Source organism: Pandoraea sp. B-6, assembly GCF_000282835.1.
Classification (GTDB): Bacteria; Pseudomonadota; Gammaproteobacteria; order Burkholderiales; family Burkholderiaceae; genus Pandoraea; species Pandoraea cepalis.
In genome coordinates this window covers 26,535-48,300 of record NZ_KB290559.1, presented here as the reverse complement: position 1 = coordinate 48,300, position 21,766 = coordinate 26,535, and the positions used below count along the sequence as shown (strand labels likewise).

The 21,766-nt window shown below is 61.2% G+C and carries 23 protein-coding genes and 1 tRNA gene; 5 read left to right on the top strand and 19 right to left on the bottom strand.

Translation table 11 applies throughout. From position 1 onward, the window contains the following. Window positions 1–5: 5 nt before the first annotated feature. The 3 genes from mhpD to A985_RS0121295 all read left to right on the top strand — a co-directional run bounded on the left by mhpD (window position 6) and on the right by A985_RS0121295 (window position 3,177). Complete coding sequence (gene mhpD, locus A985_RS0121305) at window positions 6–791, top strand: 2-keto-4-pentenoate hydratase (protein WP_017235402.1); 786 nt, start codon at window positions 6–8, stop codon at window positions 789–791. A gap of 109 nt (window positions 792–900) precedes the next feature. Next, window positions 901–2,187 carry a 3-(3-hydroxy-phenyl)propionate transporter MhpT gene (gene mhpT, locus A985_RS0121300; RefSeq protein WP_017235401.1) on the top strand — a complete coding sequence of 429 codons (1,287 nt, stop codon included), beginning with the start codon at window positions 901–903 and terminating at the stop codon, window positions 2,185–2,187. Window positions 2,188–2,298: 111 nt separating this feature from the next. Then, the gene (locus A985_RS0121295; RefSeq protein ID WP_026132256.1) at window positions 2,299–3,177 is read left to right on the top strand and encodes an alpha/beta fold hydrolase; all 879 of its coding nucleotides are present in this window, start codon (window positions 2,299–2,301) and stop codon (window positions 3,175–3,177) included. 270 nt (window positions 3,178–3,447) lie between these two features. On the opposite strand, the gene A985_RS0121290 is transcribed toward A985_RS0121295, so the two are convergent. Both A985_RS0121290 and A985_RS0121285 read right to left on the bottom strand, forming a co-directional pair. Continuing rightward, window positions 3,448–3,738, bottom strand: coding sequence for a YciI family protein (locus A985_RS0121290; RefSeq protein ID WP_017235399.1), 291 nt, complete (start codon window positions 3,736–3,738; stop codon window positions 3,448–3,450). A 21-nt stretch (window positions 3,739–3,759) separates the two neighbouring features. Continuing rightward, window positions 3,760–4,767 (bottom strand): quinone oxidoreductase, encoded by a 1,008-nt coding sequence (locus A985_RS0121285; protein ID WP_026132254.1) that lies wholly within the window; start codon window positions 4,765–4,767, stop codon window positions 3,760–3,762. Window positions 4,768–4,839: 72 nt separating this feature from the next. Between A985_RS0121285 and A985_RS0121280 the strand changes: the two genes are divergently transcribed. Further along, window positions 4,840–5,766 carry a LysR family transcriptional regulator gene (locus tag A985_RS0121280; protein ID WP_232424703.1) on the top strand — a complete coding sequence of 309 codons (927 nt, stop codon included), beginning with the start codon at window positions 4,840–4,842 and terminating at the stop codon, window positions 5,764–5,766. Between the two features lie 179 nt (window positions 5,767–5,945). Here A985_RS0121280 and A985_RS0121275 read toward each other — a convergent pair whose 3' ends face one another. From A985_RS0121275 to A985_RS26545, 13 genes are all read right to left on the bottom strand, one after another. Then, window positions 5,946–7,007, bottom strand: a complete 1,062-nt coding sequence (locus A985_RS0121275) for a pilus assembly protein TadG-related protein (protein WP_083902398.1) — start codon at window positions 7,005–7,007, stop codon at window positions 5,946–5,948. Further along, window positions 7,007–7,465, bottom strand: a complete 459-nt coding sequence (locus A985_RS0121270) for a TadE/TadG family type IV pilus assembly protein (RefSeq protein WP_017235395.1) — start codon at window positions 7,463–7,465, stop codon at window positions 7,007–7,009. Before A985_RS0121270 ends, A985_RS0121275 begins: the two co-directional genes overlap by 1 nt. Then, window positions 7,462–8,328: a lipopolysaccharide assembly protein LapB gene (locus tag A985_RS0121265; protein WP_017235394.1), complete on the bottom strand. Its 867-nt coding sequence runs from the start codon at window positions 8,326–8,328 to the stop codon at window positions 7,462–7,464. Before A985_RS0121265 ends, A985_RS0121270 begins: the two co-directional genes overlap by 4 nt. After that, a complete protein-coding gene (locus A985_RS0121260) occupies window positions 8,325–9,275 on the bottom strand; it encodes a type II secretion system F family protein (protein ID WP_017235393.1) in 951 nt (316 codons plus the stop codon). Before A985_RS0121260 ends, A985_RS0121265 begins: the two co-directional genes overlap by 4 nt. Then, a complete protein-coding gene (locus A985_RS0121255) occupies window positions 9,272–10,249 on the bottom strand; it encodes a type II secretion system F family protein (RefSeq protein ID WP_017235392.1) in 978 nt (325 codons plus the stop codon). Before A985_RS0121255 ends, A985_RS0121260 begins: the two co-directional genes overlap by 4 nt. Beyond that, complete coding sequence (locus A985_RS0121250) at window positions 10,246–11,622, bottom strand: CpaF family protein (RefSeq protein WP_039830647.1); 1,377 nt, start codon at window positions 11,620–11,622, stop codon at window positions 10,246–10,248. Before A985_RS0121250 ends, A985_RS0121255 begins: the two co-directional genes overlap by 4 nt. Continuing rightward, a complete protein-coding gene (locus A985_RS0121245; protein WP_026132251.1) occupies window positions 11,622–12,839 on the bottom strand; it encodes an AAA family ATPase in 1,218 nt (405 codons plus the stop codon). Before A985_RS0121245 ends, A985_RS0121250 begins: the two co-directional genes overlap by 1 nt. Window positions 12,840–12,854: 15 nt before the next feature. Beyond that, window positions 12,855–13,229 carry a CpaD family pilus assembly lipoprotein gene (locus tag A985_RS27795; RefSeq protein WP_083902397.1) on the bottom strand — a complete coding sequence of 125 codons (375 nt, stop codon included), beginning with the start codon at window positions 13,227–13,229 and terminating at the stop codon, window positions 12,855–12,857. 18 nt (window positions 13,230–13,247) lie between these two features. Continuing rightward, complete coding sequence (locus A985_RS0121240; protein ID WP_083902396.1) at window positions 13,248–14,612, bottom strand: type II and III secretion system protein family protein; 1,365 nt, start codon at window positions 14,610–14,612, stop codon at window positions 13,248–13,250. A 49-nt stretch (window positions 14,613–14,661) separates the two neighbouring features. Further along, entirely contained in the window at window positions 14,662–15,672 is a 1,011-nt protein-coding gene (cpaB, locus tag A985_RS0121235) for a Flp pilus assembly protein CpaB (RefSeq protein ID WP_026132249.1), read from the bottom strand. 25 nt (window positions 15,673–15,697) lie between these two features. Beyond that, on the bottom strand, window positions 15,698–16,162 hold the full coding sequence (locus tag A985_RS0121230; RefSeq protein ID WP_232424707.1) for a prepilin peptidase: 465 nt from the start codon (window positions 16,160–16,162) through the stop codon (window positions 15,698–15,700). Between the two features lie 93 nt (window positions 16,163–16,255). Next, window positions 16,256–16,441, bottom strand: coding sequence for a Flp family type IVb pilin (locus A985_RS0121225; protein ID WP_017235384.1), 186 nt, complete (start codon window positions 16,439–16,441; stop codon window positions 16,256–16,258). A gap of 321 nt (window positions 16,442–16,762) precedes the next feature. Then, the gene (locus A985_RS26545; RefSeq protein ID WP_157211546.1) at window positions 16,763–17,179 is read right to left on the bottom strand and encodes a 5,6-dimethylbenzimidazole synthase; all 417 of its coding nucleotides are present in this window, start codon (window positions 17,177–17,179) and stop codon (window positions 16,763–16,765) included. Between the two features lie 246 nt (window positions 17,180–17,425). Here A985_RS26545 and A985_RS27790 point away from each other — a divergent pair, with 246 nt between their 5' ends. Beyond that, window positions 17,426–17,941: a tyrosine-type recombinase/integrase gene (locus tag A985_RS27790; protein WP_157211545.1), complete on the top strand. Its 516-nt coding sequence runs from the start codon at window positions 17,426–17,428 to the stop codon at window positions 17,939–17,941. Here the strand turns inward: A985_RS27790 and A985_RS0121215 are convergent. From A985_RS0121215 to lolA, 4 genes are all read right to left on the bottom strand, one after another. After that, window positions 17,902–17,992: transfer RNA gene (locus A985_RS0121215), tRNA-Ser, on the bottom strand. The two genes, A985_RS27790 and A985_RS0121215, sit on opposite strands and share 40 nt — an antisense overlap. A 103-nt stretch (window positions 17,993–18,095) precedes the next feature. Next, complete coding sequence (gene serS / locus A985_RS0121210; RefSeq protein WP_017235382.1) at window positions 18,096–19,400, bottom strand: serine--tRNA ligase; 1,305 nt, start codon at window positions 19,398–19,400, stop codon at window positions 18,096–18,098. Between the two features lie 165 nt (window positions 19,401–19,565). After that, window positions 19,566–20,972 carry a replication-associated recombination protein A gene (locus tag A985_RS26540; RefSeq protein WP_083902402.1) on the bottom strand — a complete coding sequence of 469 codons (1,407 nt, stop codon included), beginning with the start codon at window positions 20,970–20,972 and terminating at the stop codon, window positions 19,566–19,568. Between the two features lie 142 nt (window positions 20,973–21,114). Further along, window positions 21,115–21,765: an outer membrane lipoprotein chaperone LolA gene (lolA, locus tag A985_RS0121200; RefSeq protein WP_017235380.1), complete on the bottom strand. Its 651-nt coding sequence runs from the start codon at window positions 21,763–21,765 to the stop codon at window positions 21,115–21,117. Between the last annotated feature and the right edge of the window lies 1 nt (window position 21,766).

The following is a 21,766-nucleotide window of genomic DNA, read 5'->3' as shown; positions in this document are numbered from 1 at the left end:
CCCCAATGTCGAATTCCCCGTTGATCCAGACCCTCGCCGAGCGACTTCGCCGGGCCGAGGCCACGCGCCAGCCCATTGCACCGGTTCGCGGCGAGATCGCACCCGACGACATGGCGAGCGCCTATGCAGTGCAGCAGTGCAACGTCGCCGCGCGCGCCGCCAGGGGCGAGCGCATCGTCGGCCGGAAGATCGGCCTGACATCGCTCGCGGTGCAGCGCCAGCTCGGCGTGGATCAGCCAGACTTCGGCGCGCTGTTTGCCGGCATGGCCTACGGCGACGCGCAGCCGATGCCGCTCGCGAGCCTCATCCAGCCCAAGGTTGAAGCCGAGATCGCGCTTGTGATCGAGCGTGACCTCACGTGCGAGAAACACACGTTCGCCGACATTCTGCGCGCCACCGCCTATGCGGTCGCGGCCGTGGAAGTCGTCGACAGCCGCATCGAGCAGTGGAATATCCGCTTCGTCGACACCGTGGCCGACAACGCGTCGAGCGCGCTGTTCGTGCTGGGCAGCCGGCCGGTCACGCTCGCCGACATTGACTTGACCGCCTGCGCGATGACGCTTTCGCACAACGGCGAAGTGCGCTCGCGCGGCAACGGCGCGGCCTGTCTGGGCAACCCGCTGAATGCCGCGGTCTGGCTTGCCGATCGCATGGCGCAACTCGGCACGCCGCTGCGCGCGGGGGACGTGGTGCTCACCGGCGCGCTCGGACCGATGGTCCCCGTTACCGAGGCAGGCACGTTCGTCACGGAAATCGAAGGTCTGGGCAGCGTACGCGCGACGTTCGCGTAAGAAAGCCCAGGCTTTGCGCCGTCGGGCATCGAGAGGTAAGGCGCGTAGCTCCCAAGATTCAACCTGACCGCCGAGAAGAGCGGATTTTCCTGCAACTGGAGACAAAGCAATGCAAGCATCATCACCGCAAGGCGCGGCGCCCGCCAAGGGTCGCCTCGCGACTATCGGACTGTGTTTGGCCATCGCCCTGCTAGAAGGCCTCGATCTGCAGTCGGCGGGTGTGGCGGCGCCACGCATCGCCAAGGAGTTCGCGCTTTCCGTGGCGCAGATGGGATGGGCGTTCAGCGCCGGTGCCATCGGCTTGTTGCCCGGCGCCGCACTTGGCGGGCGTCTGGCCGACCGTTGGGGACGCAAACGGGTGCTGATGTTGTCCGTCGCCCTGTTCGGCATTTTCTCGCTCGCCACGGCACACACCTGGAATTTCGAATCGCTGCTGACGGCGCGCTTTCTGACCGGTCTCGGTCTCGGTGCCGCCATGCCCAATCTGATCGCGCTGTGCGCTGAAGCCGCACCGGAAGGCCAGCGAAGCACGGCTGTCGGCGCCATGTATTGCGGCATGCCGTTCGGCGCAGCATTCGCTGCCGTGATCGGCATCATGAGTCCTGGCGACGAAGGCTGGCGTCACGTGTTTTACGTCGGCGGCTTCGGTCCGATGTTGATGGTGCCGCTGCTGGGGCTTTACCTGCGTGAGTCTGCCCAGTTTGTCGCCACGCGTGTGACGCGTGACTCCGGCGTCGGCGGCACCACGGCGCCGCACGACGCGCCCGGCGCGACACCGAGCATCACGCACGCGCTATGGAAGGAGGGCCGCACGCGCACGACGATCGCACTGTGGACGAGCTACCTCGGCACGCTCATCGTCCTGTACTTCCTGATGAACTGGCTGCCGTCGATGGTCGTGGCCAACGGGCTGTCGCGCGCACAGGCAGGCATGGCCATCATGATGTTCAACGTGGGGGGCGGCATCGGGGCGACCGGCATTGCGAACGTGATGGATCGTTGCTCACCGCGCCTGACCGTGATCGGCATGTACCTCGGCATTGCGTTGTCACTGGCCGGGTTGTCGGGGGCCAACGGTGCGGTGACGATGGCCTGCGGCGCCTTCTTCTGCGGATTGTTCCTGGTCGGGGGGCAGTCGGTGCTGTATTCGATGGCCGGTCAGGCGTATGCCACAGAAGTGCGGGGCACGGGCGTGGGGGCGGCAGTAGCCGTCGGGCGTCTCGGTTCGATCCTGGGGCCGCTGATCGCCGGTCAGTTGTTCGCGCTGGGGCAAAGTGCGTCGATGCTGGTGTCCTCGAGCATTCCGTTGATTGTGATCGCAGCCGTTGCCGCGCTGAGCGTGGTGAGCACGTTCGCACCGCGCATGGTCGCCGGCGTCGCTCAGCCGGGGCGATGACCGGGTGGCGTCGAGCATCTCCGAGCGCTTGAGAAAGTCTTTGGGAGGGTGGCGCGTTTCATCGCGACGCGCGCCATCCTCAACGATTCAATATTGGTAGAGGGAGTCATCATGACGACAACGCAATCGGCCGGCATAGCGCTCACGGAGGCGTCCACGAGCCGTTTCGTGACGATCCGCGACGCGGACGCGGAATTTCGCATTCACTACAACGATGCCGGCAGTGGTGCCGAAACGGTCGTGATGCTGCATGGTTCTGGACCCGGCGCGACCGGCTGGGCCAATTTCAACCGCAACGTCGAGCCGATGGTCGACGCCGGCTACCGCGTGCTGCTGGTCGATTGCCCTGGCTGGGGAAAAAGCGATCCGGTCGTCAACACCGGGTCGCGCTCCGAACTGAACGCACGCGTGCTCAAGGCTGTGCTCGATGCGCTCGACATCGAGCGCGTGCACATTATCGGCAACTCGATGGGGGGACACAGTACCGTCGCGTTCGCCCTGTCGAATCCCGCGCGTGTCGGCAAGCTGATCCTGATGGGCGGCGGCACCGGCGGGCCGAGCCAATTCGTGGCCATGCCGACGGAAGGCATCAAACTGCTCAATGGTCTGTACAAGGAGCCGACCATCGAGAACCTGACGCGCATGATGAACGTGTTCGTCTTCGACGCGAGTTCGATCACCGAGGATCTGATGCAGGCCCGGCTCGACAACATGCTCGCGAATCGCGACCACCTCGACAATTTCGTGAAGAGTCTTGCCGCGAATCCGAAACAGTTCACGGACTATGGCGCACGATTGGGCGAGGTCGCGGCGCCGACGCTGATCGTCTGGGGGCGTGACGACCGGTTCGTGCCGATGGACGTCGGCCTGCGACTGCTGGCCGGCTTGCCGAATGCGCAATTGCATGTGTTCAACCGTTGTGGACACTGGGTGCAGTGGGAGCACGCGGACGCGTTCAATCGCATGGTCATCGACTTTCTGGCGCACTAGACGCAAAGCCCGCGTCGGCTTCCCTGTCATAGGGTCGTCGCATGACAGGGAGGCTTCGCGGATCGGTAAAACGCTTTTTTTCGCGTCGTGCTTGGCGGGAATGCAGAGGTCAGCGCATTCGAGCATCGGCAAATCAGTCGCCGACTTCAAGACAGGAAACCGTATCGTCTGCACGGCACTTTCTCACGGCTAAACGTCTGCTTGGCGAACTCGCCCGGATGATTTGATGGCACTGTTCGCGGCGCTGCCGTTTAGGCATGGAGTGCGACACTACACTCGGAAGTCGGGCATGCCCGGAGCGGCCATCGTCGGTTCCCAGGCAATGATTTGGTAGCTGGCGACCCCGGCCTGATGAAAGGGGTCTTCGGCAATCCATTGCGAGACTTCGTCAAGCGCGTTGGCTCTGGCGAGAATTACGCCACCGGTTCGCGGCGCCTTCCGGCCCGAAAGCAGGAAGTGCCCCGCCGCGTAATGGCGATTCAGAAAGGCGCGATGGTCGTCCATGTAGACGTCCACTTCGGACAGCGGGCGCAGATAGTCGAGAAGGATGAGAAACAGCATGATGATCCTCGTTGTTTTTGCTCAGGGACGCAGGAGAATGGCACCGACAGTTTGCCCGGCTTCGAGCCGGCGATGTGCCTCCGCCGCTTTGCTCAACGGGAGGATGTCGCCGATCGTCGGCCGCAGCCCAGCCTGCAGCTGCCGGATCGTAGCCAGCGCACCTTCGCGGTAACGTTCCAGATCCGTCATGAAGCGAAAGACGCCGGGCCGGGAGAGCGCCACCGAACGCGCCGGGCCGAGCAGCGACAGATCGAGCGGTCCGGGGTCACCCGCCACCTGGCCGACATTGGCGACCATACCGTAAGGACGAACGCAGCCGAGGGTATCGAGCAGGGTCTTTCCACCGATGCCGTCGATAGCGTAATCGACGCCCTGGCCGTCCGTCAGCCGCATGACCCCTGCCACGAAGTCCTGATCGCGGTAATTGATGGCGTGGTCCAATCCGTGTGCGATGGCCAGCTCCGCCTTGGCCGATGAACTGACGGTGCCGATGACGCGAGCGCCCATGGCCTTTGCCCACTGCACGAGCACCAGCCCGAGACCTCCGGCCGCGGCGTGCACGAGCACCGTTTCGCCGGCCTTCAGCGAATAGACGTAAGTCAGCAGCATGTGAGTGGTGATGCCGCGCAACAGCAGACTGGCCACCGCATCGTCGGGTACGTCGTCGGGCAATGCGATGGCCCGGTCGGCCGGCAGGTTGCGGGCGCTGGCATAGCCGCCGGTGGGTAAGCCGGCGTAGGCAATGCGTTGGCCCAGGCGCACCGTGTGGACATCCGGCCCGAGCGCCTCGACGACTCCAGCGGCCTCGACGCCAAGCACTGCGGGAAGCGACGGCAGCCGGTAAAGGCCGGTGCGGTGATAGATGTCGACATAGTTGACACCGATCGCCGTGTGCCGGACGCGGATCTCGCCGGCCGCCGGCGGAGGCAACGGTTCGTCTACGGTGGTCATTGCCGACGCGTCGCCATATTGACCGATAACGATCCGGGACGCTGCTGATGAAGCGTGAAATGATTCGCGCTGTGTCATGGTGTTCTCCTGATGGATGAGCTTGCAAGCGCAGCTTACGTCTAGCAAAATTACCCATCAATTCTCAAAAACTTGACATCGACTGTGCAAAAAAACACAGACATTGCTGGCGTTGACAAGCGTGGCCTCCAATGGGATGACGTCCGTTATTTTCTGGAACTGGCGCGCACGGGCAGCCTGTCGGGCGCGGCTCGTCGGCTCGGCGTCGAGCACTCGACCGTGGCAAGGCGCGTCGAGGCACTGGAACAGTCGCTGGGGATCAGGCTCTTCGACCGCTTGCCCAAAGCCTGGTCATTGACGGCGGAAGGAGAGACGCTGATCGCCCAGGCCGGCCGACTTGATGACGAAGCCCAGGCATTTTCGCGAGTAGCACTCGGCGTTTCATCCTTGCAGGGAACGGTCCGACTTTCGGCCCCGCCTGCCTTGGCTGGCCATTTCCTGGTGCCTCGCCTGGCCGCCATGCGCTCCAGGTGGCGGAACATCGAGCTTGAGGTTATTGGTGAAGCGCGGGATGCCAATCTGGCGCGGGGCGAGGCCGATCTGGCGATCAGAATGTCGCGGCCCACTGCGGCGGGCCTGGCGGCACGTGCGCTTGGGGACATGGGGTACGGACTTTACGCCGCCCATGGTTATACTCGCCGGCCGGCTGATGCGTGGGAGTTTCTGGGTTACGACGACAGTCTTGACCAGGTACCTCAGCAGCGCTGGCTGAGCCAGGTTGCCGGCAATCGGCGTTTTGTCTTCAAGAGCAACGATCTCACTGCGTTACTCAACGCTACCCGTGTGGGTCTTGGAATCGCGGTACTCCCTCATTTCCTGGCAGCCAACGACGATGCATTGTCGTTGGTCCAAGACCCCGTCTGCACCACGATAAGAAAGCTATGGCTGGTGATGCATCCCGATGTCAAACGCTCACCACGTGTGCGGCTGCTTGCCGATCTACTGGTGGAGGTGGTCGTCGAGGCGCAAGCGCTACTGTTGGGAAATGCCCCCGAGTGATCTGCCAAGGGCTTTTCCATCTTGCTGTCGCTGCAAAAGATTAATTCTCCAAAAAGCTCGCATCGCGGCTGGTCCGGATTTAGCCGACCAGATCACTGGACGAATTTGAGCCTTCGCTGTGCGCGCGGCAACCGGACGACGACTGCACATTAACGCCCATCAGGCAAAAGGTGGCCTTGTCACTGTGCGAGGCGTGGCGCAACATACGCCCCATAATTCGGTCCAACACCGCTCGACGATGTCGGTATTTTGTAACCGCCGACGAAATGCCCCTGAATATACTTGCCGCTACCTCCAACCGATGCGTCGATATAGAACGCAGCGAACGCAACGATCGGAACATACGTCTTGCTGTCGATCTGTGTTGCGACCGGCATGACTACCGTGATATTCGTCGGTACCGACTGGTAAATGGTCGTTTTCGCGCCTGGTTCGATCCAAATGTTATCGCCTATGCTCAACGGAGACGGATTGCCGTCCGCAATCAGCGTGCGAATGGTCGGCACGTTGTTCGCGTTAATCAGGAACGATGTCCATTGACCCGCCGAGCAGGCGCTACCATAGGTCTGACCGTTCGTAATCCGAAATTCATAAGGTTGACCTGTCGATGGATCGGTCAATGGCTGATTGGTCTTCGCGTTCCAGTACTGGTCGAAGATGCACTGATCAAGCACCACGGGAAACAGCCCGCCCGTGCCGACCGTGCCCGGCGGCGCGGTTACCGCCACGGCCATGGCACTGCCGGGCGTTCTCAGCAAGTTGAGCAGGCCGCCAAGCAATAGGTCGATAGCGCCACCATTCTGGTTTGCCGTGCGCGCCACAGCCACTTGAACAGCGGGCGCGTCATCAATACCTGGTGAAATCGTCGTCGGCTGTATCCCTGCTGGACCGCCTGACAGATTCCAGTAGCCGGTCTGAACGGTAGCCGTCGTCAGTGTTTGCCCGTCTGAGCCGTTCATCGCAACACCGTTGCTCGCTGCTGTTCTTGCCTGCGGCCAATTCGGACCGCTACTGTCAGCGTTCATGAGCGCGGAAGCGCCGGCCAGCGCTGCGGCGTCTGCCGCGTTTTGCAGTTCGCTGCGCACGAAGCTCACACGTGCAAGGTCGACGGCGAATGCGCCAAAGCTCAGCAGCGCTATGAGAAATAGCAGGAATAAGAGCGCCACGGAACCGCCCTGCCCGCTGCCCCGGCTGGATGGCCGATCTCGTGACGCGGCTGCAAGGCGGAATACGGCTGGCATCACTCGTACTCCATCACTGTCGCGGCCCGCAGCGTGACGGGCCCAGTCAGTGAACTGAAAGCCGAGCCTAGAACCAGGCCCTGATATCGATAAGTCACAGTGACCGTCAATGGACTGCCTGGAGACGTTCCGCTTGATTGGTCTACCGCCACGCTAGGTGTGGTCGGCGTGCCTCCCGTAACCAGATTGTTCTGTGTGTAGTTCAGTGCAACACTGCTGATCTGGCTAGCCGACAACTGAGGAACCCGCACCACCACGCCAGCGCGCGCCGCTTCTCGACTGGCATTGGTAATAACGGCCTTGTCGCACAGCAGCAAGCTGACGTCGACAATGCCAAACAACACCAGCATGAGGAACGGGAACACGAGCACGAATTCGAGCGCGACCGCGCCGCGAGTCGCCCGTTGCGCTCCAGCCGGTCCACGCGCCCCATTGAAGGCGAACGCCCGCCGATTCATTTCGGTGCCTTGATGTAGCGTGGCAACGCACTCGCCGTTGTAGCGTTGCCATCGTTATGAACTGCATCCGCGTGATTCCCGGCTAGTCTGTCGCGCAGTGTCCGATAGAACCGCAGATTATCGTCTGCCGAAGACGGCGGCAGGTCAACGAGCAGTATCTTCCTCGCAGCATCCGAATTGCCCAGCAGCCCGTATGCGAGGGCGAGGTTCTGGCGCGCCTGAACCGGTGAGTCTGACAAGCCGGCAACGTCGAGCAGCGTGTTTGCCGCTTCGCGTAGCTTGTTGTCCAGGATGAGTGACAGGCCAAGGTTCACGCGTAATCCCTGTACCTCCGGATGCGAGGCCAGCGCCGCGCGATAGACTACTTGTGCATCTGCGTGGCGGCCCTGCAGGTCAAGCACGGTGCCCAGACCTTCGCAAAACACTGGATTGTCAGGCTGAGCGACAAGCAATCCACGATATAGCGCCAAGGCAGTGTCGAGCCGGCGCTGCCTCAACGCTACACGAGCAAGACCGAGTTTCGCTGCCGGGTTCATTGGCGTCTGCTGTGCAGCACGCTGATATAGCGCCCGGGCCTTCTCCATGTCACCGGCAAGGTACATGGCGTCACCCAGGCCGAGTTGCGCTGCGAGCGAGTCGGGATTCGCCGTTAAGGCGCGTTCATATAGCGTGGTCGCGAGCTCAACGTCTCCGGCTTTCAATGCACTGTCGGCGATGCGCAGGTCGCTCGTCCCGTCCATGTTGCGTTGCTGAGAGACGGGGCGTGGGTTGAAGCTACCACCGCTGACGCAGCCGGCCAGCAGGCCGGTGCCAAGTAGCAGTGCGATCGAGAGCGTGCGGGGCAGGGCTGGAAATTTGTTCATCTGAAGACCGCTATTAGGCGAATCACGGCAGGACCGGCCGCTATCAGGCCGACCGTCGGCAAAATAAACAGCATCATCGGCAGCGTCATCTTGGTCGCGAGTTTCGCCGCCTTCTCTTCGAGGGCCATCATCTGCGCGGTCCGCTCAGCTCGTGACAGCATTCGGAGCGACTGGGTGATGGGAGTTCCGTATTGTTGCGACTGAATCAGGGTAGTGACGAGGGCGCGCACCGAGGGCAGGCCAATTCGCGCAGCCAGGTTGCGCAAGACAACCGCACTATCGCCGCCGATCTGTAATTCGTCGCCGGTCACGGCGAACTCGTCGGCCAGCGGCGGACAGATAGTCTTCAGCTCACGAGCGACGCGCGTTACGCCGACCACCAGACTATTGCCGGCGTTGGTGCAAATCACTAGCAGATCAAGCGCATCTGGTAGACATGAAGCTATTACCTTTTGCCTTCGGCCGATCACGACGCTGAGCGCGAACTCAGGCAGCATCATCCCTACAACGAGCGTACCTCCCATCATCAACGCACGAAAGATGAAGTAATCGCCGAAGCGTGGGACATATGGACCCAGAACGATCGCGATTAATGCGAGCAGCGCACCTACCAGAAGCTTGAGACCAATCATGACCGAAATCGCGCGACGCTCTCGAAAGCCGGCCTTGACCAGCTGTTTGCCGAGCTTGCTTCGCTGCGCAGCATCGCCCAACGGCACACGCTCGCCAAGCGATGCAAAACGCCTCAATAGTCGCTGCCACATATGCGCCACGTGCTCTTCAGCACGCAACGCTTGTTGAGTTTCCGCTCGCATCGCTTCGTGACGCATGCGATGAGCGATCCGACGGCGAATGCTGTACGGCGACTTAAGCGTGACTAGCAGTCCACCGCACAGCAGGAGCAGCAGCAGCAGGTCGCGAACCGTTCCGATGTCAATAAGATTCATCGCGATGTGTCCAGCTTCGAGATTTTCTGAATGAGAGCGAGGCCGACGAGCATAAGCACCGCCGCTAGCGTCAGCATCTTGTGCCCAGCGCGGGTATGGAACAGCAAGTTGACGTAGGGACGGTTGACGATATAAAGGAACCCCGTAACAACGAATGGCACCGCGGCGATAATTTTGCTCGCGATGCGTCCCTCCGCTGTTAGGGCTCGGGTTTTCAGTCGAATGTCCCTGCGGGTGCGAATGATTGCAGAAAGGTTCTCGAGCGTTTCTCCGAGATTTCCGCCTGTTTCACGTTGCAGCAGCAAGCACACGGCGAAAAAGGAAAAATCGGCAATCTGTAGGCTTGCGACGGCCTTGTCGAGCACTTCTTTCAGGTCTACGCCCAGCCGCAGACTGTCACCCATCGTCCGGAAAGTCGACCGAACGGGTTCCTCCGCTTCTTGGCCAGCGGTACTGATTGCCTGCACGACCGGTATGCCGGCCCGTACTGCGCGGATGATAAGGTCGAGCGTATCCGGAAATACGAGAAGAAACCGCGCGCGAAAGCGACCGATCAGAAATCGGTAAGTGACTCTTATCGCTACCATTGGCGCACCGGCATAGATCAAAGGATGCGACCACCCGGGAAGCGGTGCAAGCCGTATGACGATGAACGCAAGCACAGCACTACCAAAACCGCTCATGCAGATGAGGCGAATACCGGCCGTGCCACTCACGGCCTTGACCCGCTGCACGCGTCGCTGGAACCACCGCTGGAACACGCCGTAGTCGTTCGGCCGTTCGAAGAGCTCGCCGATCGAGTCCGCACTCGCAGGCTGCTGGGTTGCAACCCGCATCCGATGGAGCTGGGTCATGCGGTCCCGGATGCGGCGCTGTGGTCGATGCCGAGCCATATCGCGCAACGACGACACGATGCTGCCTGCCAGAACAATGGCGACAAACGCGGCTACCGCGACGATGTCCGGTGGCGTCATGGCCGCAGCGCCTCCATCAGCGCCGCTTCGAAACCATAGTAGGCTGCGCGTGTCGCGAACACCGGTCGCAGCGAGGACGATTCAAACGTTCCTCTGACGTCTTCGTGGTAAGCGGCAGCATCGTAGCGGAACGCGAACAGATCCTGCGTGATTATCACATCACCTTCCATTCCGGCAAGCTCGGTCACTCGTGTGACGCGGCGCACTCCGTCGCGCATGCGTTCGATTTGCAGGATCAGGTGTACGGCACTCGCAATCTGGCGCCGAATGGCTGTAAGCGGCAGATTTCCATTCGCCATCATGACCATGCTTTCGAGCCGGGTGATCGCGTCGCGCGGCGTGTTCGCATGAATCGTCGTCATCGAGCCGTCGTGGCCCGTATTCATCGCCTGCAGCACATCGAAGGCCTCGGTCCCCCGTGTTTCGCCCAAGATGATGCGGTCAGGGCGCATCCGCAATGCATTCCGCACCAGATCTCTCTGATTTACCGCGCCGAGTCCTTCGCTGTTTTCGGGGCGCGTCTCAAGGCTTACGACGTGTGGCTGCTGTAATTGCAGTTCGGCAGCGTCCTCGATTGTCACGATGCGTTCGTGTTCGTCGATGTGGTGCGACAGTGCATTGAGCAGTGTTGTCTTGCCGGAACCGGTGCCGCCCGAGACGATAATGTTGAGGCGGCAGGCGCTGGCGATCTTCAGCACATGGACCATCTCCGTGGAAATGTTGCCTTGTTGAGCCATGCGCGCAAGCGTGATGTTGCGTCTGGAGAACTTGCGGATAGAGATCGATGCGCCGCGCAGCGCGATCGGCGGCAACACAACGTTGACGCGGCTACCGTCAGCGAGCCGCGCATCGACCATCGGACTGCTTTCGTCGACGCGCCGGCCTATTGCTGCCGCGATTCGCTGGGCCACGTTGATCACGTGTGCATTGTCGCGGAACTTCAGTGGCGTGAGTTCAAGTTTGCCGTGCCGCTCAGCGTAGATTTGATCCGGACCGTTGACCAGAATATCCGTGACCGCGTCGTCGGCAAGCAGCGGTTCGATGGGGCCGACACCGAACATGTCATTGAGAATTTCGCTGACAATCAGCGCCTGCTCGCCCGGCGTGACGTTCAGTTGCTCACGCGCAACCGCGTCCACAGAAATTTCCTCAATACCGGCACGGACCTGGTCGCGCGTCTTCATCAGCGCGGCCGACATGTTCATTGATGCAAAGACGACGGCGCGGATCTTCTTAAAGTTATCCGAGCGAATCAGTGCTTCATGACCGTCCGCCAATGTGCGTGAGGGCGCAGGCGCGGGTACCGCGGGTTGCGCGAGTTCCTGCTCTGCGCGCGGCAAAGGTGCTGGTGCGTGCTTCCTCGTTCCGAACATTACGACGACCTCCCCAACTTTGTGAACCGCGAATACCAGCGAACAGGAGGTGGGGAATCGCGGCCGGTGAGTTCGTTTGAAATGCGTTTGATAGCAGCGGCAAACCCGAGAGGCTTCTTGTGAGTGGGAAGCGCCTCTCCGAGATTTTCGGCTCGCGCAAGGGACTTCGGATCGTAAGGCAACTCATGCAGCGATGCACGTCCGAGCGCGCGCTTGAAGTCCAGTGGTTGGACGCGGCCCGAAACGGGTTCGAGCGGATTGTTCAAAAGCACCGAGACAACCGGTTCGCTTGAGCGCTCCGCAGTAAACCGGAGCAGACGTACGCACTCGCGCGCCGCATATACAGAGGGATCGGCAACGATGCAGACCACCTGCGACGCATCGAGGGCTTCTTCCACGCTCCGCCCGCCCCGACAGGGCAAATCGACTAGAACATAGTGGAAGCGTCGCTTGAGTGTGTTGATAAGGTTGGTGACCGCGCTCGGACGCACAGCGAACTCGGTGTCATACGGAAGCTCTGACGACAGGGTGCAGAGGCGGTCGCCAGCTGTTGCCAAGGCGCGATCGAGCGACTGCGGATCGACACCCTGCGTATCCTGCAACAGCTCGGCGAGGCCGTTGCTGCTGCGCAAACCGAGCATCGAGTCACCGGCTCCACCATGCAGATTGAGATCGACGTAGACCACGTGTCTGAGCGTCTCCCCAGTCAGATGGCGCGCGAGCGAAACAGCAATGGTCGTGACGCCTACCCCGCCCCTTGCGCCGACAAAGCTGATCACCTTGCCCGTACGAGCTTGCGCTGCTGGATCCCTTGCCGCGAGCGCACGTCGCAACAGTTCTACCGTCACCGGTTTGACGAGGTAGTCCTGTATCCCAATTTCGAGCAAACTGCGAAACAGACCAACGTCGTTGCGATCACCGATAACCACCACGGCAACCGACGGAGCGCACACTTCGGCGAGACGCGCGAGGTCTGAAATCGGCATTTCCGAACCGGACACATCCACGAGCAGTTGTCGCGGCGGCCGTTCGAGTTCCCGCAGGAGCCGTATTGCGTCGTCGATACTGCCAGTTTGTGCGTGTGCATCCTGCATCGCATGATCGACGATCAGGTTTTTGATGGCGTCGACGCTTGTTGCATCGGAGAAGACTGCAAGCAATTCAGCCGCACGAACTGCGGCTGAATTGCCAGGGCGAAGGATTTCCAAGGCACTCATGGAGGTTTACGCCCGTTAGTGTGTCAATTGGGTCGTAGTCGACGTAACGTTAGGCTGCTTCACGCGCCCCTCCTCAAACCGGCGTACCGCGCTTGACGCCGTCGCAGCATCGACGCCGCCGTATGGGATTGGATCAACGAGATCAGCCGGCCGTGCGAGCATCACCGCAAGATTTGTGTATGTGGCGCAGCCGAATGGCACGCCGGGACGTGCAATACCCGCATCGATCAGATGCGATGGCTGAACCAACGCGACGCAGTCCGGTGGTATGGCCTCGCGGCCGTCGAAGCTGACTATCGATGCGTCCGGCAGACCGAGTGGTGGGTGCGCAGACATGCACCCAGACACCAAAAATGGCAGTAGGCAAAATCCGGTTAGCCCAAGGCGCATGATGTGACTCCCGGTTGATCAGTAGACGAAGCCCGCAGCGCCGACGAGGCGTGGCACGGTGCCGGAAAGTGGGTCGAGCCCCAGCGTACGTTGCAGCACATACTCGATATCGCTGCTTGGATGCATGATCGTATCGATTGGTTGACGCAGTCGGCCGGGATCCACAGGCTGCACGATGTAGGGCGTAACGATGACCACCACTTCTGACTTGTTGTTCAGATAGTTCTTTGAGGAAAACAGTTTACCCAGCACCGGCAGGCGTCCGAGACCTGGCAGTTCGGCCAGCACGTCACTGGTATTGCTTTGCAGCAGTCCACCGATCGCGAAGCTTTGCCCGCTCGACAATTCGACTGTCGTCTCGACACGACGCACGGTAAGTGCAGGCACCTTGATACTGTTGACCGTCACGCTGTTGGTTGGATCGATCTCGCTGACTTCCGGGCGGACCTTCAGGCTGATCCGGTTGTCCGCAAGTACCGTGGGCGTGAAATCGAGCGACACGCCATAAGGCTTGAATTCAATCGTGATGGCATTGTTCTGGCCTTGCGGGACGGGAATCGGGAACTCGCCGCCAGCAAGGAAGCTGGCAGTTTCTCCGGACATCGCAGTGAGGTTCGGTTCGGCAAGCATCGTGATCAGGCCTTCCTGATCAAGCGCCTCGAGTACTCCGTCAATGGCCCATTTGCCGGCGTGGAACGCCCCGAGGATCGAAAACGCACCCGTTGACGATAGGGTCGTTTCGGCTGCAGCCCCACGACCGCTAAACAGGCCCCCGACGAAATTACCACTTTGACCGAGCGCATTCCAGTTGATGCCGAGCTGCTGGGTAATATTGCGATCCACTTCGGTGATGCGAACCCGCAAATTAACCTGGATTGGCCTCGTCAACGTCAACCTGTTGACCAGCGTTTCCTTGTCGTGAAGATAGGGAGTGAGGGACTGCATTACAGCGTCCGCGTCCGCCGCATCCGGCACGCGCCCTGTCACCATCAGCGAGCCGGGAGCGCCTGTCACGTTCACATGAAATCGGGGAAACCGGGCCTCGAGCATGCGCTGCATGGAAAGCGTATCAGCGCTCACCACCACGGTCTCGCGCAGGATGGTGCGATTGTTGGCGCCGAGCGCGAACAATGTCGTGGTACCGGCCTTTTTGCCGAGTACGAATACGGTCTGCGAGGTTGGCACGTGCACGTCAGCAACGTTCGGATCGGCGACGAACACCGCGACGGCCGGTTCCGACAGGTGCAGCATTTCCCCGCCGCCCGCCGGGAGTGCCAGCAATGGGGCAGCGTTGGCGGCGAATGCGCCATGAATCAACACAGCCCAAAGCCCCAGTACGACTATTAATCGCACCCGGACTGCCGAATAGACACCATGCAACATGAATCCCTCCTGTCAGATCCCGGCCATGCCCTGGCTGAGGCCCAAAGTGTCAGCGTTGGGTTGTGGACTGCTCAGGCAACGAAGGCTGTCCGGCGACCGTCGTCGATGGATTCGGCGGCAGCAGGGGAAGTCCAGCTACGCTCGTCGGGCCGCCCTGCAGTCGAGAACTCTGCTGCGCGTCCGATACCTTTGAGCCGCGGTAAACAATCACTGGGTGTGGCCCCGTCGACACGGTTGCCGCTTTATCGTGCGCGGCCACCCGTGCTGTCGAAAATGCCCGCGAGACATCACCAGCCCACACGGGTGGAGTCTGAGACAGCGTCTCGTTGCCACTGATGGCAGGATTGCGATCGCTCGTCGCAAAACTGCGAAGCGCCAGTGAAAGTGAGCCCAGGTGTGTCGCGACGGCGATCACTTCTGCGGTATGCGATGTCACTTCGAACGTGACGGTTCGGGCACGGGTATTCGCGTCAGGTGTTTCGGCCTTGGGTCGTTGGAAGACGGAGCCGACTGCCAGGACACGGACCCGGCTGACCACGGTCTCGCTCTCTACTGCGCGAGCCATCGCACCCGGCACGCCGGCGGGACCGCCGAGTTGTTGCGTCAACAGCACGTCAACATAGTCGCCGGGTTGAATCAAGCCTGCGTTACCTGATACATCATCGATCGCGACCGAAATCGCACGCATCCCGGGCTTCAACGCAGCAGCGAGAAAACCCGGTGCACTGGGCGTGATTACGTCGGCCGTCCCTAGTGGCGTGCCGGCTCGGGCCGCATGGCGCAGGACATCACCTTTCAAGTCGGCCCCGTCTGCCTCACTGCCCTGACTTTTGACAAGCGCGCCTTGCGGTACCTGCTTGTGAGGCAGGTCTTTCCATGCAAGATCGCTGTCGCGCAACAACATGCCTTCCGGTAGATCAGCGGCTGCGACGCGCACGCGATCCATCACTGGCGGGCGCGCAGGGCCTGGCTGCGAAGCTGCAATGAACAGTGCACGGAAAACAACCGCGCCGATCACAGCGAAAATCAAGAGGATTACGGTCTTTAAGAGGCTGGGCATGGTCGCGGCAGTGGATCTGTATTAACTACAGCGAGTTCAGCACGGGGAACCAGATGGCAGCCATGCCTCCAAGCGCCAAGGGAACACCGTATGGCACACCGAGTTTTGATCGAGGCTGCACCGGTGAGCGCGCAACGCGCGTCGCATTGTCCCGGCACCGTTCAATCACAAGTGTGCTCAGAGCGAGGACAAGACCGCATATCGATACAATGAAGAACACCGGCCATGCAAACGCTGGGCCCGCCCAAAGAAAAACTGCGGCGGCAAGCTTGACATCCCCCCCTCCCATCCACCCGCCGCGGAACAACACCGCGAATAGTGCGAAAGCCGTTGTGGCGGCAGCCAGGTGAGCCGCCAGCGAGGCAACGCTAGCGCCCGCGACTTCGGCATCAACCCAATAAAGAATGACAACCAGCAATACTGCACGCGTGGACAAGCATCGGGAGCGAACGTCTTGAACTGCTAGTGATGTCAATGCAACGCACGCCATCGATTTCGCCGCATACAGCATAAGGTGCATTATCTTGAATTGCCCGCCGTCTGGCGGGCTGTCTACGGGCCTAGCATCTCAAGACGACTTCTATCAGCCGTTCTGCGCGTTCGTAACTTTCGTCACCATGTTCTGGAACAGAGCGGGCAGACCGCCGGTGCCACTGAAGATCGCGCCGGCCGCCACCACTGCGATGACCACAATGCCGGCAAGCACTGCGTATTCGAGTGCACTAACGCCGCGCTCGTCGCGTAACAGAAACTTGATATGTTGCAGCATAAGAACTCCGTATATCGCGTGGACTTTAAATAAACGAAAAAGGCTAAGCCGCATTGGAAATACGGCATGCCGGACTTCCGTTCCAAGTGTTGAGGCGGGTCCCTGTCCGTATCCCAAAAGACGATTGGATTGGCAATCACAGGCTTTTCACAAGGGCGACACGTTTTCTCGCGCAAAGACCTGGAGATACAGAGCCATCAACAGGGCTTGATGATAGTCACTGCTTAATACTGGCAAACGGCGGAGATGAGGCTAAAAGTGCCACCTATTCATTATCTTTTGGGCTAGCCTCAGGCAGGCCATAGGGTGATGGCCTGTCCCTTATTCTGGATGTTGCCAATGGTTCTCAAACAGCAGCGTTTCCAGTGGCTGCCGGTGAGCCCAGTCTTCCTGTTCCCGCTTTGGCTTGGCATGGAATAGCGTTACGTGCCGAAGGCAAAGAATGGTCACGGCTTTGGCGCCAGACGGTAGTCGCAGTCGCTTGCCCAGTGCCACAGGCTCGAACGATGAGACCCGGCCCAAGCCGACGCCTGCAGCACACGCCGCGAGCCACATGTTCCGGATGGCGCAGGCCACCGAGGCCAGATCCATGCCCGGCAACGTGCATCTGCCGAATACATGGCGCTCCCGGTTGTCCATCAGCGCTGCGACCAGTGCGTTTCCACAACCGGGCAGGCGCTCTACATCAAGCCTCATGAAGTCGCCCTCACGCTCACCGGGCGCCTCGTCGGTACGCAAGCTATCAGCCTCCCCCCGCGTGCACATGTCACGGCGCAGTCGAGCATCGCTGATCCGAAAGAAACGTCATGGCTGCATCGACGTCTCCTCCGACATCCTACAAGTGCATGTCGCTACGCTTGGCGTCGTCGCGACATCGGGGACGACGACCCGGCAGCACGTGTGGGAATGCCGAGCGTCAGGAACGAACGGCAACACTATGTCACTCAGGATCAAATGCTGCGACTTGCGGGGGCCCGCCCTCACGTGGACGCGCGCAAAGCAATTCGCATCGCGTTTTATTCGGGAATGCGGCTTGAGGAAATTCTTCGGTTTCAGATCCGGGAGGCGGCTTTCTGGCTTGCTGACACCAAGAACGGGATGCCGCGTCTTGTGCCAATACAGCCTCGCATTGCAGCCCGCGCGCGAAGTCTCAAGCAAGCAACGCCAAAGATCGCAATTCAACGAGCGTTCGAGCGAGCGCGGCGAGATATGGAAATGCCGCATCTGTACTTCCGTGACTTGCGGCATAGTGCGGCGAGTGCGTCGGTGAATGCGGAAGTCGATTTATTCACGGCCGGACGTATCCTCGGGCATCGGGATACGCGTAGCACGCAACGGTATGCCCACCTAGCCGTCGCCTCGCTGGCAAGCGCGGTGAAAAAGACAGAACAAAAAATTCCCACCGCAAAAACAAAAATGCCCGCTAGGTTAGCGGGCACTTCTTTACAAAGCAAGATGCTTGGCGGAGAGGGTGGGATTCGAACCCACGGTACGGTATAACCGTACACCGGATTTCGAGTCCGGCGCATTCGACCACTCTGCCACCTCTCCAAGCGTTCTTTTTGCTTTGGTTCGCTGCCCAAGTGGCCTCAAGCAGCGAGAAAGAGATTATAGCCGAATTTCGTCAGCCGCCAACCCCCTTTCTCCAATTTTTTTACGCAGCCGGCGCGAGGCGCTCGATGCCGCCCATATACGGACGCAGCACATCGGGCACCGTCACCGAGCCGTCCGCGTTCTGGTAGTTCTCCAGCACCGCTACCAGCGCGCGCCCCACGGCCAACCCCGAACCGTTGAGCGTGTGCACCAACTCCGGCTTGCCCTGCGCATTGCGGAAACGCGCCTGCATCCGTCGGGCCTGGAAGCTCTCCATGTTCGAACACGACGAAATCTCGCGGTACGTGTTCTGCGCCGGAATCCAGACTTCCATGTCGTACGTCTTCGCGCTGCCGAAGCCCATGTCGCCCGTACACAGCACAATTGTGCGGAACGGTAGTTCAAGCTTCTTCAGAATCGTTTCCGCATGCCCCACCAGCATCTCCAGCGCGTCGTACGACTCCTCCGGACGCACCACATGCACCAACTCGACCTTGTCAAACTGATGCTGGCGAATCATGCCGCGCGTGTCCTTGCCATAGCTGCCCGCTTCCGAACGGAAACACGGCGTATGCGCCACCATGCGCAGGGGCAACGCATCGCCCGCCAGCAATTCGTCGCGCACAAGGTTCGTCAGCGACACTTCCGCCGTCGGAATCAGATAGAAGTTCTCGATGCGCTCGCCGTCCTCACCGCCCACCTTGCGCGGCACCTTGAACAGATCGTCCTCAAACTTCGGAAGCTGCCCCGTGCCACGCATCGACGCCGCATTCACGATGTACGGCACGTACGTTTCCGTATAGCCATGCTCGCTCGTGTGCGTATCGAGCATGAACTGCGCCAACGCACGATGCAGACGGGCAATACCGCCCTTCATCACCGAAAAGCGCGCACCGGCGAGCTTCGCCGCCGCGTCAAAGTCCAGACCCAGCGCAGCGCCCAGATCGACGTGATCGCGCGGCGTGAAGTCGAACGCGCGCGGCGTGCCCCAGCGGCGCACTTCCACGTTCTGCGTTTCGTCCGAGCCGAGAGGCACGCTCTCGTGCGGCAAGTTCGGCACGCCCAGCAATACGTCCGACAGACGCGTCTGAATCTCCTCCAGACGCACCGACGACGCCTTGAGCGTGTCCGCAATGCCGCCGACTTCAGCGATTTCCGCCGAGGCGTCCTCGCCCTTGCCCTTTTTCATGCCGACCTGCTTCGAGAGCGCATTGCGGCGGGCCTGCAGCTCCTCGGTTTGCGTCTGAATCTGCTTGCGCTCCGCCTCGAGCGCAGCAAACGTCGCCACGTCCAGCGTGTAGCCGCGCGCCTTGAGTCGCGCCGCAACGCCGTCGAGATCCTTGCGAAGAAGTTGAATGTCGAGCATGGTGGGGTGTCTGTCGTTAGCGGCCCATCGTCGTGGGCCAAAAAATTCGTTCTGGCTGCCCGCTTGCCCATCAAGGCACCGGAGGCAGCATCAAGCCAGGGATTTTACCAAACGCACACGGCGATTTCGCCATTTGGCGTGTTGGCGACGGCAGGCGCGTCCGCGTCAGGCCGATTCATCGTCGGAAGGCTCGGCCGGCGCAGGCTTTCCGGAAGGCATCGCCCCCGCACCCGACGACTTCGCCGGGGCATCGGCACCACGCCCCTTGGTGTTCGCGCGCCGCCACTCGGCATCGAGCGACTTCAACCAGTTGAGCTTCTCCCCAATCTTGCCCTCCAGCCCCCGCGGCACCGGACGGTACCAATGCTGGGCGCGCAGATCGTCGGGGAAATACGTCTCGCCCGCCGCGTAGGCATCGGGCTCGTCATGCGCATAGCGGTACTCGTGGCCGTAGCCAAGTTCCTTCATCAACTTCGTGGGCGCGTTGCGCAGATGGATCGGCACCGCCCGCGACTTGTCCTTGCCGACGAATGCCCGCGCCTGGTTGTAAGCGTTATAGCCGGCGTTCGACTTCGGCGCCGCCGCAAGATACAAGATGGCCTGCGCGAGGGCGAGTTCGCCTTCAGGCGTGCCGAGGCGCTCGTAAGTCTCTGCCGCGTCGAGCGCGATGCGCGCCGCGCGCGGATCGGCCAGACCGATGTCCTCCCACGCCATGCGCACAATCCGGCGCGCGAGATAGCGCGGATCGGCGCCGCCGTCGAGCATGCGGCAGAACCAGTAAAGCGCACCGTCCGGCGAGCTGCCCCGCACCGACTTGTGCAACGCGCTGATCTGGTCGTAGAACGCATCGCCGCCCTTGTCGAAGCGCCGCAGATTCTCGGCAAGCACGCTGGCGAGCAACGCTTCGTCAATCGTCGTGACGTTCTGCATCGCCGCTGCCTGCGCGACGATCTCCACGTTGTTGAGCAGCTTCCGGCCATCGCCGTCCGCCGAATCGATCAGGCCCTGGCGCGCTTCGTCCGTAAATCCGATGTCGCCCAGTTCATGCGCCGCGCGCACGATCATCTCGCCGAGTTCGTCGTCGTTCAGGCTCTTGAGGACATACACCGCCGCGCGTGAGAGCAACGCTCCATTCACCTCGAACGACGGATTCTCCGTCGTCGCCCCCACGAAAATGAAGAGCCCCGATTCGACGTGCGGCAGGAACGCGTCCTGCTGCGCCTTGTTGAAGCGATGCACCTCGTCGACGAACACCACGGTTTGCTTGCCCTGTCCGCGCTGGATCTGCGCGGCTTCGACAGCGTCGCGAATATCCTTGACCCCGGAGAGCACCGCCGACAGGGCGATGAAGTATGCCTTGAACGCATCCGCCATCAGGCGCGCCAGCGTGGTCTTGCCCACGCCCGGCGGCCCCCACAGAATCATCGAGTGCGGACGTCCCGCTTCGAACGCCACGCGCAAAGGCTTCCCCTTGCCCAGCAAATGGCGCTGGCCAATCACGTCGTCGATGGTACGGGGGCGCAGGCGCTCGGCCAAAGGCACCGAAGCCGACAGAGGGGCGTCGTTTGACATGTTCTCAAGCAGCGCGGCCGGGGAATCCCCGGCCGCTTTCAGATCGTCAGATGTCCCCATTATGCCAGCCCGGACACCACCCCGCCGGCAAGTAACGCCACCGAGGACGGGCACAGCGCGGACTGACGCGGACGAAGTGCGTTCAACCCTTGATCAGATCCGCCCCCTTGGGCATCGTGAACTTGAAGCTGTCCGCCGGCATCGGCGGATTCTTCTGCATCTTGTCGAATGTCAACAACGTGACGTTGCCGAACGCATCGTAGAGTTCCATCGCCGCCAGATTCCCGTCGCGAAACCCGATACCCACGCGCTGGAACTGCGTGTCTTTCGCCTTCGGTTTCAGCTCCACCCAGTCGATGCCATTCTTCACGCCGGCATCCTTGAGGGTGAAATTCTTCTCGATGTCGTTGCTGCCGAACAGGATCGCCGCCGGGCTCGCGCCCAACGAAGCGCCCAGCTTGCGCTCGGTCACCTGGTTCAGATCCTTGTCATAGATGTAGAGCGTCTCGCCGTCGGCCTGCAGCAGTTGGTCGTAAGGCTTGACGTAGCGCCAGATGAAGCGGCCCGGGCGCGCAAACTCGAAGGTCCCCGAGGCTGCGTTCGACACCTTCACGGCCCCATCCTGCTGGCCCTTGACCTGCTTCTGCTCAAACTCGCCACGCGCCGACTTCACTTGCGCGACAAACGCCTTGAGCTGCGCCGTGCCGCTGGCATAGGCGGGGGCAACCAGCGCCGCCAGCGACACACCAACAGCACCCGCGATAAGCGGCAAGCCGCGCTTGAATCCCAACATA

What these genes read in the sequence shown, in the direction of transcription:
- A985_RS0121265 (WP_017235394.1), bottom strand. Translation starts at nt 8,328, where the DNA reads ATGAACAAATTTCCAGCCCTGCCCCGCACGCTCTCGATCGCACTGCTA.
- A985_RS0121255 (WP_017235392.1), bottom strand. Translation starts at nt 10,249, where the DNA reads ATGACGCCACCGGACATCGTCGCGGTAGCCGCGTTTGTCGCCATTGTT.
- A985_RS0121285 (WP_026132254.1), bottom strand. Translation starts at nt 4,767, where the DNA reads ATGACACAGCGCGAATCATTTCACGCTTCATCAGCAGCGTCCCGGATC.
- A985_RS0121290 (WP_017235399.1), bottom strand. Translation starts at nt 3,738, where the DNA reads ATGCTGTTTCTCATCCTTCTCGACTATCTGCGCCCGCTGTCCGAAGTG.
- A985_RS0121245 (WP_026132251.1), bottom strand. Translation starts at nt 12,839, where the DNA reads ATGAGTGCCTTGGAAATCCTTCGCCCTGGCAATTCAGCCGCAGTTCGT.
- A985_RS0121250 (WP_039830647.1), bottom strand. Translation starts at nt 11,622, where the DNA reads ATGTTCGGAACGAGGAAGCACGCACCAGCACCTTTGCCGCGCGCAGAG.
- A985_RS0121295 (WP_026132256.1), top strand. Translation starts at nt 2,299, where the DNA reads ATGACGACAACGCAATCGGCCGGCATAGCGCTCACGGAGGCGTCCACG.
- A985_RS26540 (WP_083902402.1), bottom strand. Translation starts at nt 20,972, where the DNA reads ATGTCAAACGACGCCCCTCTGTCGGCTTCGGTGCCTTTGGCCGAGCGC.
- A985_RS0121275 (WP_083902398.1), bottom strand. Translation starts at nt 7,007, where the DNA reads ATGCCAGCCGTATTCCGCCTTGCAGCCGCGTCACGAGATCGGCCATCC.
- A985_RS0121260 (WP_017235393.1), bottom strand. Translation starts at nt 9,275, where the DNA reads ATGAATCTTATTGACATCGGAACGGTTCGCGACCTGCTGCTGCTGCTC.
- A985_RS0121230 (WP_232424707.1), bottom strand. Translation starts at nt 16,162, where the DNA reads ATGGCGTGCGTTGCATTGACATCACTAGCAGTTCAAGACGTTCGCTCC.
- A985_RS27795 (WP_083902397.1), bottom strand. Translation starts at nt 13,229, where the DNA reads ATGCGCCTTGGGCTAACCGGATTTTGCCTACTGCCATTTTTGGTGTCT.
- cpaB (WP_026132249.1), bottom strand. Translation starts at nt 15,672, where the DNA reads ATGCCCAGCCTCTTAAAGACCGTAATCCTCTTGATTTTCGCTGTGATC.
- lolA (WP_017235380.1), bottom strand. Translation starts at nt 21,765, where the DNA reads ATGTTGGGATTCAAGCGCGGCTTGCCGCTTATCGCGGGTGCTGTTGGT.
- A985_RS0121270 (WP_017235395.1), bottom strand. Translation starts at nt 7,465, where the DNA reads ATGAATCGGCGGGCGTTCGCCTTCAATGGGGCGCGTGGACCGGCTGGA.
- mhpD (WP_017235402.1), top strand. Translation starts at nt 6, where the DNA reads ATGTCGAATTCCCCGTTGATCCAGACCCTCGCCGAGCGACTTCGCCGG.
- mhpT (WP_017235401.1), top strand. Translation starts at nt 901, where the DNA reads ATGCAAGCATCATCACCGCAAGGCGCGGCGCCCGCCAAGGGTCGCCTC.
- A985_RS0121240 (WP_083902396.1), bottom strand. Translation starts at nt 14,612, where the DNA reads ATGTTGCATGGTGTCTATTCGGCAGTCCGGGTGCGATTAATAGTCGTA.
- serS (WP_017235382.1), bottom strand. Translation starts at nt 19,400, where the DNA reads ATGCTCGACATTCAACTTCTTCGCAAGGATCTCGACGGCGTTGCGGCG.
- A985_RS0121225 (WP_017235384.1), bottom strand. Translation starts at nt 16,441, where the DNA reads ATGCTGCAACATATCAAGTTTCTGTTACGCGACGAGCGCGGCGTTAGT.